The organism is Rhodococcus sp. NPDC019647 (assembly GCF_044389235.1).
GTDB classification, from domain to species: Bacteria; Actinomycetota; Actinomycetes; order Mycobacteriales; family Mycobacteriaceae; genus Rhodococcus_F; species Rhodococcus_F oxybenzonivorans.
This window is the reverse complement of record NZ_JBIRXS010000001.1, coordinates 649,018-667,445: the sequence shown is the minus strand read 5'-3', so window position 1 is coordinate 667,445 and position 18,428 is coordinate 649,018. Positions and strand designations below refer to the sequence as shown.

General features: G+C 65.4%; 15 protein-coding genes. 8 read left to right on the top strand and 7 right to left on the bottom strand.

Annotated elements, in window-relative coordinates:
* Positions 1–19 precede the first annotated feature (19 nt).
* The gene (locus tag ACH49N_RS03240) at positions 20–1,378 is read right to left on the bottom strand and encodes a wax ester/triacylglycerol synthase family O-acyltransferase (protein WP_358270729.1); all 1,359 of its coding nucleotides are present in this window, start codon (positions 1,376–1,378) and stop codon (positions 20–22) included.
* A 1,633-nt stretch (positions 1,379–3,011) separates the two neighbouring features.
* On the opposite strand from ACH49N_RS03240, the gene ACH49N_RS03235 reads away from it, so the two are divergent.
* Positions 3,012–3,290 (top strand): hypothetical protein, encoded by a 279-nt coding sequence (locus tag ACH49N_RS03235; protein WP_236603156.1) that lies wholly within the window; start codon positions 3,012–3,014, stop codon positions 3,288–3,290.
* A gap of 257 nt (positions 3,291–3,547) precedes the next feature.
* Complete coding sequence (locus ACH49N_RS03230) at positions 3,548–4,537, top strand: rod shape-determining protein (protein ID WP_109330329.1); 990 nt, start codon at positions 3,548–3,550, stop codon at positions 4,535–4,537.
* On the opposite strand, the gene ACH49N_RS03225 is transcribed toward ACH49N_RS03230, so the two are convergent.
* Both ACH49N_RS03225 and ACH49N_RS03220 read right to left on the bottom strand, forming a co-directional pair.
* Complete coding sequence (locus tag ACH49N_RS03225) at positions 4,538–7,369, bottom strand: FtsW/RodA/SpoVE family cell cycle protein (RefSeq protein ID WP_358270089.1); 2,832 nt, start codon at positions 7,367–7,369, stop codon at positions 4,538–4,540.
* Positions 7,370–7,389: 20 nt separating this feature from the next.
* Complete coding sequence (locus tag ACH49N_RS03220) at positions 7,390–8,631, bottom strand: hypothetical protein (RefSeq protein ID WP_358270090.1); 1,242 nt, start codon at positions 8,629–8,631, stop codon at positions 7,390–7,392.
* 573 nt (positions 8,632–9,204) lie between these two features.
* Here ACH49N_RS03220 and ACH49N_RS03215 point away from each other — a divergent pair.
* The 3 genes from ACH49N_RS03215 to ACH49N_RS03205 all read left to right on the top strand — a co-directional run bounded on the left by ACH49N_RS03215 (position 9,205) and on the right by ACH49N_RS03205 (position 10,959).
* On the top strand, positions 9,205–10,143 hold the full coding sequence (locus ACH49N_RS03215) for a hypothetical protein (RefSeq protein WP_358270092.1): 939 nt from the start codon (positions 9,205–9,207) through the stop codon (positions 10,141–10,143).
* Positions 10,144–10,368: 225 nt separating this feature from the next.
* The gene (locus ACH49N_RS03210; RefSeq protein WP_358270093.1) at positions 10,369–10,698 is read left to right on the top strand and encodes a hypothetical protein; all 330 of its coding nucleotides are present in this window, start codon (positions 10,369–10,371) and stop codon (positions 10,696–10,698) included.
* Between the two features lie 66 nt (positions 10,699–10,764).
* Entirely contained in the window at positions 10,765–10,959 is a 195-nt protein-coding gene (locus ACH49N_RS03205; RefSeq protein ID WP_159922735.1) for a hypothetical protein, read from the top strand.
* A gap of 27 nt (positions 10,960–10,986) precedes the next feature.
* Here the strand turns inward: ACH49N_RS03205 and ACH49N_RS03200 are convergent, their stop codons facing one another.
* Genes ACH49N_RS03200 through ACH49N_RS03190 form a run of 3 tightly spaced genes read right to left on the bottom strand, consistent with a single transcriptional unit; the run spans position 10,987 to position 12,532 of the window.
* Positions 10,987–11,382: a hypothetical protein gene (locus tag ACH49N_RS03200; protein ID WP_358270095.1), complete on the bottom strand. Its 396-nt coding sequence runs from the start codon at positions 11,380–11,382 to the stop codon at positions 10,987–10,989.
* Positions 11,379–11,969 (bottom strand): hypothetical protein, encoded by a 591-nt coding sequence (locus ACH49N_RS03195; RefSeq protein ID WP_358270097.1) that lies wholly within the window; start codon positions 11,967–11,969, stop codon positions 11,379–11,381. Before ACH49N_RS03195 ends, ACH49N_RS03200 begins: the two co-directional genes overlap by 4 nt.
* Before the next feature lie 29 nt (positions 11,970–11,998).
* Complete coding sequence (locus ACH49N_RS03190; RefSeq protein WP_236603160.1) at positions 11,999–12,532, bottom strand: MarR family winged helix-turn-helix transcriptional regulator; 534 nt, start codon at positions 12,530–12,532, stop codon at positions 11,999–12,001.
* 217 nt (positions 12,533–12,749) lie between these two features.
* Between ACH49N_RS03190 and ACH49N_RS03185 the strand changes: the two genes are divergently transcribed.
* From ACH49N_RS03185 to ACH49N_RS03175, 3 genes are all read left to right on the top strand, one after another.
* A complete protein-coding gene (locus ACH49N_RS03185) occupies positions 12,750–14,771 on the top strand; it encodes an MMPL family transporter (RefSeq protein WP_358270731.1) in 2,022 nt (673 codons plus the stop codon).
* Between the two features lie 63 nt (positions 14,772–14,834).
* Complete coding sequence (locus ACH49N_RS03180) at positions 14,835–15,254, top strand: VOC family protein (RefSeq protein ID WP_159922739.1); 420 nt, start codon at positions 14,835–14,837, stop codon at positions 15,252–15,254.
* 4 nt (positions 15,255–15,258) lie between these two features.
* Positions 15,259–15,858: a glyoxalase gene (locus ACH49N_RS03175; RefSeq protein ID WP_358270733.1), complete on the top strand. Its 600-nt coding sequence runs from the start codon at positions 15,259–15,261 to the stop codon at positions 15,856–15,858.
* Between the two features lie 100 nt (positions 15,859–15,958).
* On the opposite strand, the gene ACH49N_RS03170 is transcribed toward ACH49N_RS03175, so the two are convergent.
* Positions 15,959–18,139 (bottom strand): thiamine pyrophosphate-dependent enzyme, encoded by a 2,181-nt coding sequence (locus ACH49N_RS03170; protein ID WP_397504410.1) that lies wholly within the window; start codon positions 18,137–18,139, stop codon positions 15,959–15,961.
* Between the last annotated feature and the right edge of the window lie 289 nt (positions 18,140–18,428).

Below are 18,428 nucleotides of genomic sequence, written 5' to 3'. Positions count from 1 at the left end.
GCCTTTGCGGAGTTCTCGATCACCGACGCGCGGTTTCGAGTTCGGTCAGGGAGGTGTCGAGGTGGCCGATGATCCGGTGCAGGTGGGGCACCGCGGTGCGATCGCCCACGACACCGACGTGCAACTCCCCGGATCGGCTGGTGAGGGTGATGCTCAAGGCCTGTCCGCGAGCGAGGGCCGGTACCGGGTAGACGGCGTCGAGGCGAGCGCCGTTCCAGAATCGTGGGCGGGTCGGACCCGGGGTGTAGGAGATGGTCACATTGAAAGGCGGCGGGATCTCCTCGAGCACCCGCCGGACCGGTTCCAGCATGATCGGACTCAACGTCAGCGCGCTCACCAACTGAAACTGTGAGCGACCGAGGGCGGCGACGACCCTGCTGGTATGGGCGACGGAGTCGGCAATCCGCGCCAATCGCGCGAGGGGATCGGCTTCGTCGGTGGCCAGCGACACCACCATTGCCCCAACGCCACGGCCCGCGGCCCCGATGGTAGGGCCCTCACCGAAGTCGAGTGGGACCGGCAGCATTGCGGTCAACGGCGCCTCGGGGAGGGCGTACTGCTCGAGCAGATACTCGCGGAGGGCGCCCGCGCACATCGCCAACACCACCACCTCCAGCGGTGCGCTGGTGCAGGTGGCGAGCCGCCGCAGCGGCTTCAGTGGCCAGGACCGGGTCGCTACCTTGCGGGCGCGACCAGTCGGTGCGTTGAAGATCGTCGGCGGTGACTGCAGCGGCAACGTCAGATGTTCTTCGGTCAGCCCGCGGTAGCCCGTCCGCATCAAGGTGGGGAGAATGGCCGCGCACTGCCATGTCAGTTCCACACCGGACCGCAGTGTCACTCGCGGGTCGAGGGAGAGATGCCACGCTGGGGCCGCGACCGACGGACTCCACGGCGCCGGGCAGTCCCGGATGCCCGGGTCGATCGAGAGCGTGCGGTGCAGTAGCCGTAGCCCGGACGCACCGTCGGTCAAAGACAGATGGAACTTCGTGTACACCGCGGTGCGCCCGTCGGTCAGTCCTTCGATGACGTGCATCTCCCACATCGGGTGCTGCGGATCGAGCGGCATCGAGTGCATCTGGGACACCAGCGAGAGTAGGTCGGTCATGGTTCCTCCGCCAGGAACTGCGGTGTGCCGCACGTGATACTCGAGATCGACCCTCTCGTCGACGCGCCACCACGGATACCCGTGCATCAAGCGGACCGGGCGTTTGCGGAACAGTTCCGAGATCTCGGCGTGAGCGCGGAGCCTCCCGACCATATCGGCGGCGTGCTCGCCGGGCACGGTGCCGCTGGGTGGTTCGAAGAGCGTCAGGGTGGCCACGTGCATCGGGTGTGAAGGGGACTCGAACAACACGAACATCGCCTCGGTCATCCCCATCGGCGCCAGTCCGCCGAACGCAGTTCGCACACCGCACCTCCCGGCTCTGTGGTCCCAGCACAGCACACTCCGCTCGCGAAGACTGCGTTTCCCGCAGAGACGAAGCACTGCGACCGGTCGGATGGCACCAGCGATCCTCGGCGCCGGCCACGGGCAAGTACGCATATCGGTTGCGGCGGGCCGATGAATAATCCCTTTTTCTATGACCGAATAGACCGTGCGCCGACGCATTCGATCGAGCGTCCAGTAAATAAAATGGGCAATTGTCCAGGAGTATCCGGGCATTTGTTCATTACGAAACCTGACATTCTTTCCCGCCCGGTGAAACGCTGCGGAAAGTCTGGTCGATATTCGAGTTAAGCGTGGATCAACTGATCCCGTGGAATACAACAAAGGTGAGGAGTGACTTCAGATGGGTTCTGCAGGTATCGACTTCAGTGTCGCCTTCGACGCTTTCCTGAAGTGGTTGAGCGTCACATTCGGCGGCGGCATCGGCATCGGCTGACAGCGCCGGGCATATCCGAAGAACGACAGCAGCTCGACTCACCACGCCAGTGGTAGCCGAGCCGCTGCCATGGTCGGCCCGACCCGCTGGTCCGCCTCTCTCGTGATCACCGGCCTGTTCGAGCGCCGGCCCCTCTCGAGCGCCGGCCCTTTCGCGCGAATTGGGCATTGCGGTGCATGGGTACACGCGCGTATATTGAGTAGTGCGGATCGAGATAGTAATCGGCAACGGTGAAACACTCGTGAAGCAGAGATCCGGCCGAGAATGCGAGAGCATTCCCGGCCGAACCCCTGTCTGGGGTATTCCTCGTCAGGCGACAGTTGTCGCCGCAACCTCCGAATACGCCGAGTCCCCGAGTACGCCGAGCACACAGACGACGCGCAGGCCGCTTCCCTCGAGGAGAATCGGGTCGAGATGGCGTCCCTCCGGCCGAAGGGGTCAGGCGGCCGGAGGGACTGGCTGTCGCGGGTTCGCCGTCCGAGGTCGCGCGGCAGCACAGACATCGAATACCCGCATTCGCCTCAATTACTCCTCGGGCCCAGACGCCGCGTTCCTCTCACGCTCTGCTGGTGTTCGGTGAGGACTCGGGTCGTCATCTGGGGTCGCGTGAATTCACCAGTTCGTGGTGCGCCACTACGCCGGCGGTGGCATATTCCTGACCATGCCGAAGTACAAGGTGACTCTTCGTGACGGAAGCTCGAGCGACAGAACCTTCGAATCAGACTTTCAGGCGATCAACGAGACCCATAGGCCGACCGAATCCGTGGCAAGCATCGTCCGGATCGACCGTTACGACGACGATGGGGATCCCCGCGGCGTGTGGTCGGCGGCGCCCACTCGCCAGACACGACGCGATTGACGCTCGGCCTTGGAAGGAGCTGATAACCGCCTCCTTTCTTTTGACGGCGGGAGTTGGACAACCGACTTCAACAGACACTTATTTCTACCAAGGGTCGTGCGATTCGCGGTTGCCGAGTTTTCGGAAATGGGAAACGCTCACCAACGGGCAACCGCATCGAGCACAATGGCTACCGGACGAAGCACGATGGGTTGCCGGAGGTCGTTACCGCAACCGCGAACAACCTTTTCCCACTATGGAATAGCTTCTGAGCCAGAGGAGCAGACCCAATGCCCGTTCCACAGCACAAATTGCTGCAATCCGTCCAGGATCGCACCATCGAGCTGCGGAGGTGGTTGGACGCCGACCACAACAGCGCGGCCCTCACGGCATATCTGCGCGACGAACCGGTCGACGACCGGTGGCTTGCCACCTATCTCCGGCTCCAACACGACCTCCTCCGAGCGGTCGGCCACGCGCACGAGCCGGAGGCGTCCCGGAAGAGGGCCGACCAGCATCGACACCGACGCAGTGGTGCCGCCACATCCTCACCACGGCGAGGGCGATGAGCGGGGGGACGAGCGGATCAGTGCCTGATACCGTCTCGACCGCTCTACCAACACTTTCCGGACGGCACGTCGGTCAAGCGTCGATCGTCGACTCCCGAGCACTCGGCCGCTCGTGCAACAGACCCGTCGGCGTCGTATGAGTGTCGCTCGAGTGCAGAAGCCGGAATCGACCGTGAGTCACCGCGATATCCGCCCGCGAGTCGATGGCCCTGAGTAGCATCTAGATCATCTCGCTCGAATCCCTTTCGGAGGCCGACGTGCGTGGACTGGGTATCGATCTCGGAACTGCCAATACTGTCGTCGGCACACCGGAAGAGGGTGTCGTCCTGAACGAGCCGTCCTTCATGCTCGTTCGCACCAAGGAACCACACCGCGCCCTCGCCATCGGCCACGATGCTCGCAGCCTCGTCGGCCGCACTCCCATCGGCATCACGCAGGTGCGTCCGATGCACAACGGGGTGATCGTCGACTTGGAAACCGCCCGCACCTTCGTCAGCGCCGTCATCAAACGGGCCTCCCCACACAGGCCGTACGGCGTGCGACCGAAGGGTGTCATCGCGGTCCCCGCGGGCGCCACACCTCTCGAACGCCGTGCTCTGCTGGAGGTCGGGCACGAGGCGGGCCTACGGAAGGTCGGTTTGATACCGGAACCTGTCGCGGGAGCACTCGGCTGCGGTATCAACCCGCTCGAGCCGCGCGCCCACCTCGTTGTGGATATCGGCGGTGGCACTTCGGAAGTCACGGCGATTTGTTTCGGTGGCATCCTCTCGCATCGCAGTTGCCGGCTGGCCGGGGACGAACTCACGCACGCGCTCTACCAATACCTACGGGCCGAGCACAACATCATCGTCGGTGAACTCACGGCCGAACGAGCGAAGGTGGGCGCGCCCGACACCGAGGACGGACAGTCACTCGTCGTGGAAGGCCGTGACGCCGTGACCGGCCGCGCACGTCTGGTCACGCTCGAAACCGAGGAAGTAGTCGATGCCCTACGCCCGACTATGTCGGGGATCGTTCAGACGCTGACCGAATGCCTGGAGGACCTTCCTGCCCAGGCGATCGGCGACGTGATGGCGGAAGGTGTGCTCGCCATCGGCGGTGGGTCGATGCTGCGTGGTGTGTCGGAGATGCTGGAGCAGGCCTTCGGATTCCCGGTGAAGACGGCCGAGCGGCCACTCACCTGCGTCGCCGAAGGCGCTACGGCGTGCTTGGAGCACCCCGAGGTCGTGGCCGCGTACAGCAATTGATCACCGAATCGGCAGCACGCCGGGCGGCCGTGGGAAGTAGTGCTCGAGGATTTTCTTGACGACGGGCCCGGAGGTCGCGGACCCGAAACCACCGCCACGAACCAGCACCGACACCACGATCTGGGGAGCGTCGAAGGGTGCGACCGCGGAAAACCAGGCGTTGAGACCTTCGCCGGGCGCCGACGGATCCTCGGCCGTGCCCGTCTTTGCACCCGCCGGCACCGGCAGTTCCGCAAGCTGTCCGGCCGTGCCGGCCGCCGCGGATGCCCGCATCCCGGCCCGCACCGGGTCGAGTCTGTCCGCGAAGGGCAATCGCACAGGTTCCGCTGTCGGGATGGGGACGACGTCCGGCCCGTACCCTGCTGCCAACTGGGGGGTGACCATCGCACCCGTCGCAATCCCCGACGTCCAGCGCGCCACCTGTATCGGGGTGGCATTGACGGTGCCTTGGCCGATTCCCATCAGAAGCGTAGATCCGGGATACCAAGTGGCGCCGATACTTCCGACATTGGCCGGGGTTCCGAGGAAGCCCTCGGCCTCGCCGGGAAGGTCGATCCCCGATCGCCGGCCGACACCGAGTTGGTCGGCCACTGCGGCGATGTTCTCGGGACCGAGGAGTTCGCCGAGCTTGTAGAAGTAGACGTTGTCCGACCACTGGATCGCCTGGAGCAGATTATGGGGGCCCATCGGTTGCCAGTTCCGAAAGGTATGGCCGCCGTACGTATAGGCGGCACCGGTTTCGATCACGGTCTCCGGCGCCAGGACCGGGTGCTGCGTATTCGCTGCGGCGACGACGATTTTGAATGTCGAACCGGGCGGCACCGCGGTCTGAGTCACGTTGTTCAGCAACGGGCTCGGGCCCGGGGTCTGGGCCTGAGCCGCCAGGGCAACGAGGTCGGCCGGGGGGCCGTAGACGTTGTTGTCGAATCCGGGAACGCTGGCCATCGCCAGCACGGCCCCGTTGCGCGCATCCATCACGATGGCAGCGCCTAGGTCGCCCCTGCTCTTACGCATCGCCTCGGTGAGCGCATCCGTGGCAAGGTTCTGCACGCCGACGTCGAGGTGCAACCGCAGGTCATGCCCTCGTACAGGGTCTACCCGCTCCCCGGTGGCGACGGGATGCCCGGACGGATTCACGTAGACGCACTGCTTGCCGTCGCTGCCGCGCAGCAGGGCGTCGTACTGCTTCTCGAGTCCCGCCTTGCCGACCCGCGATCCGAGGGCAAGGTGCGGCCAGCGTTCCATGTCCTGCTCGTCGGCCACCCCGACGTGTCCGAGGACGGAGGCGAGCACCGCGCCGTACGGATAGTGTCGGCGGCCGGAAGGCACCACGAGAACCCCGGGCAGACGGGCGTCCACAACGCGCCGAGCGACTTCGGGGGCGACTGTCCCCACGACGACGTCCTGTTCGCCCTCGCCACGTTCCCGCACGACGCTCGTCACCTCCTCCGGCGAGATACCGAGCAGTGAGGCGAGGCGGCGGCGGGAACCGGCGTCGTTCTCGTCGAACATCCGGGCGACCACCGCTACGGCATACTCCGCGACGTTCACTGCGAGGGGAACACCATTGCGATCGACGACGAGACCGCGCTCGGCCGGCAGGCGGATACAGCGCATCATCTGCTGGTCGCTCATCGCACGTAGGTCCGCGCCTCGGTCGTGCTGCAGCTGCCAGGTGAACAAGGACATCGCGACGAGCAGCGCAGTGACGGTCACTGCGCCGACGGACAGCCCTCTCGGCCGGCGGCGGCGTCGCGGCTCCGGCGCCCAGAGCGGTCGTGCTACACCGTCTCTACGCACGGCGAGCACCAGTCCGACGGCCACGAAGCCGATGATCGCCGCAGTGCCTCCGTAGCTGAACAGCGGAATCGGCATGCCGTTGTGCGGCAGCAAGGAGAGACTCGCACCGATCGACACGAGTGCGTGGATCCCGAACAGTCCACCGACGCCTGCTGCGACGAGTGCCGCTTCCCTCGTCCGTGCCGTTCTGGCTGCGAGTGCAGCCCGCCACACGATGACCGAACTCGCCACCACGACAGCGATTCCGGCGATCAAGCCCCATCCGTACACCAGGCTCGCGAACGCCAGGTCGTGTTCCGATTCGGGAAGGTATTCGGCACGCACCTCGAAGAGCGGGTCACGCGAAAGGCCCCACAACCCGCCGCTACCGATCGCGATGTTCGCCTGCATTTCGGCCCACCCCGCCCCGCTCGGGTCGGCATTGCTCGACAGGAACACATGGACGCGTTCGAGCTGGTACGGCCGGAGAAAGAGCACGGCGAGTGGCAACGAGGCGATTCCCAGCATGAACAACGGCAACAACGGCAACAACGGAACCCGCGCCAGGACGAGCATGAATCCCGCGGTCACCACGAGGACGACGGCAGTCGACAGGTCGGGCTGCAGTGCGACCAGCGCCACGGGGATTCCCACGACCGCCAGCGTCGCAACGAATCGGCCGAGTGTGAACCCCGCAGCAAGCAACCCCGCCGACACCAGAACCACAGCCAGCTTGGCCAATTCGGACGGTTGAATGGTGAATATGCCGAAGTCGAGCCAGCGCTGGGCGCCTTTGGTCGCGACCCCGGCGAGTGGGACGGCAGCCAGCATCGCGGTGGTGACAGTGAATATCGCCCAGCCGAATGCCCGCAGGTCACCCATCCGCAGGCGAGAGACGACGCGCATCAATCCGAGTCCGGCTGCAGCGAAGAGGGCATGGCGAACGGCGTGCGAGGTCATCCCCGTCGACGTCAGATTGAGCAGTCCGAGCACCACGAGGACGACAGCTGCCGTGACGATCCAGGGATCCGATTCCCGCTTGTCTTCCTGCATGTCTCACCGCTCCCCGATGCTCAGCAGGATGCGTTCTCGGCAGGCATCAGCACCGGCTCCGAGGCGGCTGTCGCGGGGAAACTCGTGACCGCAGCGACGGCGAGGGCAGTGCTGGGGGGCAGATCTGTCCGGCCGATGCCGTATACCTGTTGCGCGCCGGGTGGGACGTGGAGCGACACCTCGTTGCCCGTCCGCACCTCGCCCGAGCATCGGTCGTACACATTCAGCTTCCAGACCACGGTGCCTTCATTCGGGGCCGAGTCGAGATGAACGTCGACCCTGATGTCGCACGCACGTTCCGACGTGCATTCGCCGTTGGCGAGTGTGGCGGTAACCAACGTGATGATCCCCGCACTTGCGGGGGCCCCAACCTCCACCGATATCGGTTCCGCACGCTGTCCCCCCGGTGCCGGTGAACCCGGATCGCCGGTGGGTTCGGGTGGCGGCGGCGATACCGGGGCGATCTGATTCTGGTCCGACGGATTCACCGGATTCAGAACGGCATCCCAGCCGCGACGCAATTCCGACCACACCCGCGGTGCCGTCCACAGCGCTCCGGCGAGCACCACGATCGCGATGAGACCCAGCGCACCACGGCGACGCGAGAGCCGTCTCTTTCTGCGGTGCCATGGACTTCGAACCGGTGGAAACCAGTCGCCGGTGGCAAGTGATGCCCCGGCAACCCCCGGCCGGCGCCCCGGAGGGGTCCGTTCCTCCCCCGCCTCACGGCCGTCCGATAGTTGACGCCCCAGCGTGGCGGAGACCAGCGCGCCGAGTTGTCGCCGCGTCCTCTCTTCGTCGGCCGGGTCGATGTCAGGTGCGATTGCACGACGAACTCGTTGCATCACATCATCGAGATCTGTTGCTTCTGTGATTGATTCGTGTATCCGGTCAACCAGTGCGGACCCGCGGCAGTTCGCCGCGATGCTTCCCAACAGGTCGGCCATCGCATCGCTGATCTCGCGCCAGGACGCCGCACGCCCGGTGAACTCGATCGTGAGCTTTCCATCTTCGAACACTGTGACGGCATCGTCTCGGAACAGGATCGGTAGGCGGCCTCGGCTTCGCGCCAGCTCGAGCTGGTCGAGCGCATCGATGATGAGCCACGACGCCTGCGCCGGGGTCAACGCCGCAATCCCGAGCAGCCTTCGGAGTGAGACGCCGGTACCACGTGCGTCCTCATCTTGTCGTTCAGGAGGTACGGACCCGACCACGACGGGCTCGCCTCTCCCCGCGAGGAGCCCTGACACCACTTCGATCATCGCGCACCCCGAAACGCTATGCCTCCCGCACGGGTTGGAACAGAACCGGGCGGGCGGCGGCGGACCTTGAGCTGGGCTTACTCGCTGTCGAACTCCCATATGCCTGTGAGAGTCAATTTAACTCTCATCCGCGCTCCCGGAACACCGATCCGCACTCCCGGAACATCCCGTTACTCATCCGAGATACACGGCGACAAGCACCTCGGCCCATCGCCTGGCCGTACTGCCATACGTGAACCGATCACGGGTCAGGTTTACCTCTCCTTCAAGAGATTCCGAATCTGTGCGAGATCCCGGACGAGGAGAAGCCGAAAGCGTGAACTGACTCCTGATACGAAAGCGCCTCTGGCCCCGAAGGTCTGGACGAGCGACCAACTCGAAAGTGACCTCCTCCGCTCGATGCCGCATTGCCCTTCAGGTGACGTTTCGCGGAAGCACCCGGTTCGGAACCCACGGTCATCGGCGGGTTACCCCTGCTGCCTTCTCTCGATATCACTCGGCACAGGTGCATCCGTGGGAACATCTCTACTGGTCGAGACGAGACCGAGGGCGATCAGAGGAGGGGTGCGTCGTATGGAGTTGATTCCGCCCGGACGCGCGGTGGCACTGGTAACGATTGCCGTCGCCTCCGCGCTGTTGCTCGCGGGATCAGGGAGTCGAGACGCGGACTCGTCGTCACCGAGCGCGTCGACGGTGGTGGCGAGCGGGGCGGTCGGCACCTCGGGCGAACCGCCGGCAGCCGAGGAGCGCGACACGAGCGGTGTCGACCGGGAGCAGTATGCCGCCGGGGACCCGAGTGGCGCCTACGGCTTCGTCACCCCGTCAGGAAAATGGCTCTGCGCGATCACCCCGGCGAACGAGATGGTCGCCTGCGCGTCTCACACGCCGGGGACGCCTCCAGGAGTTCCCGGCCCGTTACAAATCCCCGTCCAGGCCCCCGCGCGCTCCGCCGAAGCAAACATCGTCGCCATCGAAGCCGCGAAGGGACCGAGCTTCCAGACCGCGCACCAGCCACTCTTCCCCGGAAACCCCAACGTCCTCCCCTACGGGTCGACCTTGTCTGCCGACGGCTTCACCTGCAATGTGCAGTTCTCGGGCGTCTCGTGCAGAGAGAACGCAACGAATCAGGGATTCACCATCTCGACCGGCGGCTACAAGTTCGAATTCACCCCGATACCGGGCACCCCCGACGCCGGCCCACCGCAGATCACGCCTACCGAGCCGACCGCAGCTCCTCTTCCCCAGTTGGAAGGCGGATCGAATCAGTGTGGCCGCGTCGTCTACCCGCTGACAGGCGAACCCGCAACGGTCGTCATCGTGAAGGGAACGATCCGCTGCGACGCTGCTCACGCCATGCTCAACAGGTACTTCACCGCCCCCGACGCGACGGACGCGGTGTACGACGTCGACGGATGGAAATGCCGAACAAAGGGAGACCCACACTCCGCGGCGACTGGATACAGCATCACGTGCACGGATTCCGGCGGGAACATCGTGGTTGCACAGCCCTAGAACCGGCTTTCCGCAGGTCGAAGGGGTAGACGGGGCGGAGGGGACGGCACGGACTCCGCTGCCTGCGGCCCCCGGGAAGGTACCGGGAGACGAAAAATAGGTATACCCACGGGCCATCCGGCCGATGTGGCGTAGCCGCACCCGGTGGCAGTCTGTGACTTGTCACACACACGCGTAACCCGGCGGCTTCCGGAACCGCGTCGATTGCAGGAGAGGTCCCGCACCATGAAGGCAGAACCGCTTACCTGCGGTGACTATGTCACCGCGACGTTCGCTCGCGACTTCGTCGCGGAGGGATTCGACTATGACACCGTCGAGCGAATCCATTCCGGCGACCTCGACGAATGGACGTTCGCACTCGCCCAATCGGGGCTGTTCACCAACCGCGTGGTCGCGCACGCCCGGCAGGCGTGGCAAGACGATCCGCGATCCCTTCTCGACAGCCTCCTGGCGGACGCGGACGAGATGACCGTCAAGCGGTACGACGTCGTCTGGCAAGCCCTGACCCGGACCGCCGAGTTCGGCACTTCCGGGGTCGCCGCCGAATACGCGTGATCGACTTCCTGCCCACCGAACAGTCCACATCGCCCACTGAACAGACCACAGCGAAGAACGAGAACCATGACCGTCAACACCTACCCCACCGCCGAGACGATCCGATTGGGCGTACGCGGTCACGAATGCCGTTACTGCGGCCAAACCGTCAGCGCGGACGGCAACCGCTTCCGGCATACCGCGACGGGGCAGTACCGGTGCGAACCGGCAAAGCGGGCGTCGTACGAAAAGTCGCTGTCCGACAGTCTTATTCGAAGCTGAATTCGACCTTCTCCGGACCGGCCGGCATCACAATTCCTCTGACCCCGATCGACCCTTCGCTGCGATGAGTACCACCGAGACGACTACCGCGACCACCACCAGGTAGGCGGCCCACATCAGGAGGAAGGGTTGCAGCCATCCCTTGTCGGTCGTCTGCCCCCGTTCTCCCACGCAGTACAGGGTGAAATTGGTGGACCGACCGTCCCCGGTGGAATAGGTATCCGACACGACGACCGCGTCGTGTCCGGGCTGTTCGCAGAACACAGGCGCAAGGTAGACGGCTTGTCCCGGCCAGATCAGCGAAGAGATCAGGGTGAGGAAGCCGACGCTCACCGTAATGCCGATTCCCCACAACAGGAGCGGCTTGGCCGCAAAGCGCTTCCGAGGTCGGGGATCTACACCCAGTTCCACCGGCTCGGTCATAGCGGATGCACCCCGACCACCGCTCCGTCGGCATCGAACACGACCACCGACCGCGACCGCGGCGACTCGACCGTCGCTGTCGGCGAAATTCCGCCGGCCCTGGTCACCGAGATGCCGACTACCTGACCGCCCTCGAGACCGCTGCGGGACAGGGCTTCGTCTACCAGATGCTCGACTCGACCCAATGCCGGAACGTCGTCGAGGGTGAAGGCGCGGGCATCCAGGTCTTCCAGCGCAGAGACCACCACTGGACTGGGCTCACTTACATTCTCACCATCGAAGGTGTACTGGTCGAGCTGATCGGGATTCGCCGGATCGCGGACGGTGACAGCCAACTGCTCGACCGGCGCGATGTCCAGATTTGTCACCTGCACTTCTGCGACGCCGTAGCGAACCGCGAGCGCTGCTAAACCGTCGCCGACGAGGGCCGAGGTCATACCCCCGCCCCGGGATCGCATATCCGCGTCGAATTCAGCACGGTCGACAGCTCCGATACATGCCGTGGCACCGAAGACCACAGCCACCCCCATCGATGACCACACCGACACACGCAACACTGGCGAACGCAGCAGCGGCCGGGTCTTCATTGCATGAGACTATCCACGTCACGGACTTCTCAGGTGGTCCGGCGCGCGGTCAGGTGTCGGATGTTCTTTCCACCGAGATCCTCATAGTGGCTCTGCATCGAGTCGATCAGCACTGCGAACACGCGGTGGGCAGCAGCCAGGTCGGCATCGGGGACGTCCCGTAGGGCACGCGCCGTGCGCTGTCCGAGTGGGGCGAAGAACTCGCGGGCTACTTCCAGCCCGTGGTCGTCGTAACGCAGGATGACTTTCCGGCGGTCCGAAGGGTCTGCCTCCCGCCGAATATGCCCTGACGTCAGCATGCGCTCCACCAGATAGGTCACCGCCGCCGACGACAGCCCGAGCAGGCTCCCCAGTTCCCCGGCGGTCAGCGGCGTGCCATTGGTGTCGGCGACCATGACGTGCATCAGCGCCTGGAAGTCGTTGGGGCTGAGATCGTGCAGCGCACCGAAAGTGCGTCCGATCTGCTCCGACGCCACGGTCATCGCGCGGACATCTGCCGAAATGTCTGCTTCCAGTCTCGCTCTCGCGTCGGGACGAGCACTGTCCGGCATGTCGTCTGTCATCTCTAGGCCCTCTCAGCGGTCGGCCGACAGCCTATCCCCTCCGATCCTCTCAGTTGCTTAACTATTCAGTTTCTGAAATATTCTGAGGGTGAACACCGATGGGCATGCACCGACAGAACACCGTTCTCTCGCTATCTGGGATCGACTCGCCTCCGCCGTGACCGGACAGCGGTCGTGGGCAGTGGCCCTCACCGTCCTTGTCTTGGCCGGCGCTTTCATGGCGTTCGTCGGTGGCAACGACTCCGCGGGACAGTCACCGACCTCCCTGCCCGCGTCTGCGGAATCGGCCGAGGTGGACGGCCTCCTCGCCGACTTTCCCGAATCGGGGGTGACACCGGCGATTCTCGTCGGCAGTCGTGCCGACGGCGGCGTGTTGACCGACGCGGACCTCGCGGCATTCGACGCGGCCCGGAACCGGATGCTCGGTGTCGACCGCACCCTCGAACCGAGCCCAGGACCGGCACTCATCCCGTCACCGGACGGCAGAGCGGTGATCGGACAGGTTCCCGCCGATTCGGAACTCTCAGGTTTCGCGTTGAACGATCGCGTCGCCGAACTGCGGGCGGCGGCCACCGACTCGCTACCTCCGGGGCTTCTGGCGCAGGTGACAGGAGGTCCGGCATTCGGCGCTGATATCGCCGACTCGTTCTCGGGCGCAAATGTCACGTTGCTCGCGGTCACTGCGCTTGTCGTCGCGGTCCTGCTGATCGTCACCTACCGCTCACCGATCCTCTGGCTCGTGCCACTCGCCGTGGTCGGCTTCGCCGATCGGGTTGCGTCGACCGTCGGTACTGCCGTAGCCGAACTGACCGGGCTGACCTTCGACGGGTCGACGTCCGGCATCACGAGCGTGCTGGTCTTCGGTGCCGGAACGAACTACGCGCTACTCCTCATCTCCCGCTACCGGGAGGAACTGCGCGCGGAGCCGGACCACCGGGTCGCCTTGCGCCACGCCGTGCGCCGGGCCGGACCGGCGATCGTCGCGTCCAATGTCACTGTGGTACTTGCCCTACTGACCCTGCTGTTGGCGACCATTCCCAGTACCCGCAGCCTGGGTGTGCTCGCGGCCGCCGGCCTGCTGGTAGCGCTCATCTTCGTGCTGCTGGTCCTCCCGCCCGCTCTCGCACTCAGCGGAAAGCGATTGTTCTGGCCGTTCGTGCCCCGTGTGGGCGACCCGGACAACACCACGCACGGCGCCTGGTTCCGGGTCGCCTCCGCGGTAGCACGACACCCGCGACGCACCGCGTTTGCGTCGATTGTGGCGCTCGGGGTCTGTGCGGCGGGGTTGATCGGCACCCACGTCGGGCTGTCCCAAACCGAACAGTTCCGGGTCGCAGCGGAATCGGTCGACGGCCTGGACACTCTCGCTGCTCATTTTCCGTCCGGACTCTCCGACCCCACCACCGTGGTCGCCCGCACGCAAGCGACCGACGCCGTGCAGCGGGTTCTCGCCGATACCGAAGGGGTCGTGTCGGTGAGCGAGGCCGGCCGGTCGAACACCGGTCTGACGCGATGGGCCGTCGTACTCGACGCACCACCTGCAACGGAGGGGGCCTTCGCAACCATCGACACCATCAGGGCAGCCTTGACCGACATCGACGGTGCGGAAGCGCTCGTCGGTGGCAGCGACGCCCAGGCGCTGGACAAGCGGGACGCCGCCCTCCGGGACCAGGTGATCGTCATTCCAGCGATCCTTCTCGTGGTCCTGGCCGTGCTCGTCGTGCTCCTGCAGGCCGTGGTCGCACCGCTGGTCCTCGTCGGGACGACGGTACTCAGCGCGGTCGCGGCGCTCGGGCTGGGCAACTGGGTGAGCACGCGCATCTTCGGGTTCCCCGCGCTCGACGACACCGTTCCGCTGTTCGCGTTCCTGTTCCTCGTGGCACTCGGCGTCGACTACAGCATCTTCCTCGTCACCCGGGCCCGGGAGGAAACACCGGGGCGGGGCACGCGGGCCGCGATCGTGCGGGCTGTTGCCGCGACCGGCGGCGTCATCACCAGTGCCGGAATAGTACTCGCCGCCGTGTTCGCCGTCCTCGGCGTGCTGCCGCTGATCACACTGACCCAGCTGGGCATCGTCGTCGGCCTCGGCATCCTCCTCGACACGTTCGTGGTGCGAACACTCGTCATCCCGGCGCTGTTCACGCTCGTCGGGGACGCGGTGTGGTGGCCGAACCGCCAGGCCACCTCGACGCTCGACTCACCCGGCGAAGCAAGGAGCGCGGTTCCGTCAGAAATGTGAGCGTTCGCAGACCGGTCAGGAATCGAGAAGCGTCTCATCGCGGGCAGCATTAACGTCACTCACATGAACATCACCATTCACTCGGCCTTCCTTCCGCACACCGACCACGAGGCCTCGCTGGCCTTCTACCGCGACATCCTCGGGTTCGAAGTCCGCAAGGACGTGGGTTACAACGGGATGCACTGGATCACTGTGGGACATCCGGACCAGCCCGGTACCTCCCTCGTTCTGCACCCACCGGCGGCCGATCCCGGGATCACCGACGAGGAGCGCCGCACCATCACCGAGATGATGGCCAAGGGGACCTACGCCATCCTCACATTGGCCACTCCCGACCTGGATGCAACCTTCGCCCAGCTCGCGGCAAGCGACACCGAGATCGTCCAGGAACCGATCGACCAGCCGTACGGCATCCGTGACTGCGCCGTCCGCGATCCCGCAGGAAACCTCATCCGCATCAACGAGATCAAGGAGGAGCGCTGACATGATCACCATCAATAGTCTCACCCTCGACACTCCCGAGCCCACCGCCGCGAAGGCCTTCCACACCGCACTCGGCGTCGATGCCCACATCACTGCCCGGGACGCGGATGCACCGACCACCGGCTTCCGCGGTTTCACTCTCTCACTCGTCGTGTCCCAACCGAACATTGTCGACGCCTACATCGAGGCCGCCCTCGACAACGGCGGCGCCACAATCTCACCGGCCAAGAAGAGCCTCTGGGGGTACGGCGGCGTCGTACAGGGCCCCGACGGCGCCCTGTGGAAAGTCGCGACGTCGTCGAAGAAGAACAAGGGACCGGCCACCCGGCACTTCGAGGACCTCGTGCTGCTCCTCGGAGTCGGAGATGTCAAAGCCGGCAAGCAGTTCTACCTCGACCACGGTCTGGAGGTGACGAGAAGCTTCGGACGCAAGTACGTCGAGTTCGCCACCGGTCCGAAGGTCAAGCTCGCGCTCTACGGGCGCCGCGCCCTCGCGAAGGACGCGGGCGTCTCCCCCGACGGCACCGGCGCCCGTCGAATCGTCATCCGCAGCGACGCCGGCACCTTCACCGATCCGGACGGTTTCTCCTGGGAAACCGACTGAGTCGACACGCTTTCGAGGGCATGACCCCCCAGCGGCACCTCACCACCGCTGGCGGGCCTGTGAAAGAAGATGATCCTTCCGACGCGTCCGGTGCGGGGAGTCAGCGCCCCCGCACCACTTCGAGCGCCGCGCCCTCGATGGTGTCTTCGGACAGCAGGACCTCGAGTGCGGCGTCGCCGAGGGGGATGAAGCTGTTCTCGCTCGCAACCCGGGCCAGGCGGCCGGTGAAGCGTTGGTCCACCAATGCCACGACGACGCCCTCCCCCACACCACCCGCTGCCCGGGTTTCGTCGACGACGAGGACTCGGCCGGTGGCATTCGACTCGCGGACGATGTCCGGCACCGGCAGCGGCGCGAGCCACCGCATGTCCACCACCCGGGTCGAGATATCGGCTCGTTCGAGGCGACGCGCCACGCGGAGGCTCATGTGCACCCCGTTACCGAAGGTGACGATGGTCAGGTCCGTTCCCTTGCCATAGGTGCGCGCCCGCCCGATCTGTACGGAATTCTCGGCGCCCTTCAGTGGATCCGGGTAGGGGGCGAGCCACTGCTCGTCGCCGTCCGCGTGCAAATCCCTGGTGTGGTATAGGGCAATCGGTTCCAAGTACACGCACACCGCTCCGGCGCTGTGGGCGGCCGCAACACAGGTGCGCATCATGGCCGCGGCGTCGTCGGGCCTGGCCGGGGAGGCGATGATTATGCCGGGGAGGTCACGTAACGCTGCGACGGCATTGTCGTTGTGGAAGTGCCCCCCGAATCCCTTCTGGTACCCGTAACCGGCGATACGCACCACCATGGGGTTGCGGTATTGACGATCGGAGAAGAATTGCAGGGTCGCGCCTTCACCGCGGATCTGGTCGGCGGCGTTGTGCAGGTACGCGAGGTACTGGATCTCCGGGATCGGCAGCAGCCCGGAGACTCCCGCGCCGAGTGCAAGCCCGAGAATCGCCTGTTCGTCGAGGAGGGTGTCGAAGACGCGGGCAACCCCGACTTTCTTCATCAGCCCGCGTGTGACCCCGTAGACGCCGCCCTTCCGGGCGACGTCCTCGCCGAAGATCAGCGACTCCGGGTACTCGATGAGCACGTCGAGCAGGGCACGGTTGATCGACGAGGCCAGGGTCAGTGGGCCCTCTTCTTCGGGTAGCGGGCCGCCGAAGATGTGTGCGCGGCGAGCGAGGTGGGTTCGTCGCGGTTCGGCCGCCATCGCTTCGTCGAGGCCCTCCCTCAGTGGTCGCATCACTGCGGCGGGACTATCGAGTTGGGGTAGCTCGCTCACGTGCCGTGCGAGTCCGATGACTTCTGCGCGCTTCTTCTCATAGAGCGCAAGCACCTCGTTCGGGCTGAGATGCCCGCGCTCGATCAGCAGTTGTGCAGTGCACAGCACCGGATCTCGGTCGAAGTCTGCGGTGATCTCGCCGGTGGTGCGGTAGGCGGCTTCGACGTCGGATCCGGCGTGGCCCATCAGTCTCACCGTGCGCAGATGCAGGAACGCCGGGCGCCTGTTCCTGCGGACCCAGTCGGCGGCACGCTGCGCGGTGGCGTAGGCCATCGGCAGATCCGATCCGTCGACGGTGAAGTACTCGAGCCCTTGACGATTCCCGAAGTTGGCGCCGATCCACCCTGCCGGGGTCTTGGTGCTGATCCCGATGCCGTTGTCTTCGCAGACGAACAGCAGCGGAATGGGAAGGCCTTGAAACGCCGAGTAGACAGCGGTGTTGATGGCGCCGATCGCGGTCGAGTGGTTGACCGAGGCATCTCCGAAACTGCACACTGCGATCGCATCGTCGGGCCAGGGTGAGAGGACGTGTAGCTTGGCGGCGCGCGCGAGGGAAAAGGCAACGCCGACCGCACGCGGCAGATGAGATGCGATCGTCGAGGTCTGGGGGATGATATTGAGGTCGTGGCGACCGAACACCTTGTGCCGGCCACCCGACATCGGTTCCTCGGCGGCGGCGACGACGCCGAGGAGCACATCGCGCAGCGGGTCGCTGCCCTGCACTTGCCGGGCGCGTTCGAGGAAGAACGCACCGGAGCGGTAGTGCAGCAACGCCGGATCGGTCAGACGGAGGGCGCGGGCCACGACGGCGTTTCCCTCGTGCCCGGATGAGCCGATCGTGTAGAAGCCCTTACCTTTCGAGCGTAACCAGCGCGCCGCGAGATCGAGATGACGGCTGCCCAATTGCGAATCGAACAAGTCCAGAATGTCCTGCACGGAAAGGCTCGACTGTGCCTCCACGGCTCCGTCGCGATCACGTTCCCCCATCGGTACCGCGCCGACCATCTCGTTGATGGTGGTGGTGAAGTAGTCATCGATCTGTTCGGCCATGTATCCGGCTCCTGACAGGCAGGTCATCCTCGTCCGCGGGGCGGTCTGACGGGACGCGTGTCCCTTCACCAGGGTATGCATGTCACGGGCGCCTTCATGCGTCATTGTCGATGATCCGCGCATGCACCACTCACTACGCGCCGTGCCTCGCTCCAGATCCGGTCTTGTCCGCCGCGGACAAAACCGGGCGCGAACTCGAGCCTCGCGGAATATTTCGGAGCACCGTCCCCGCGCATAGTGTCGT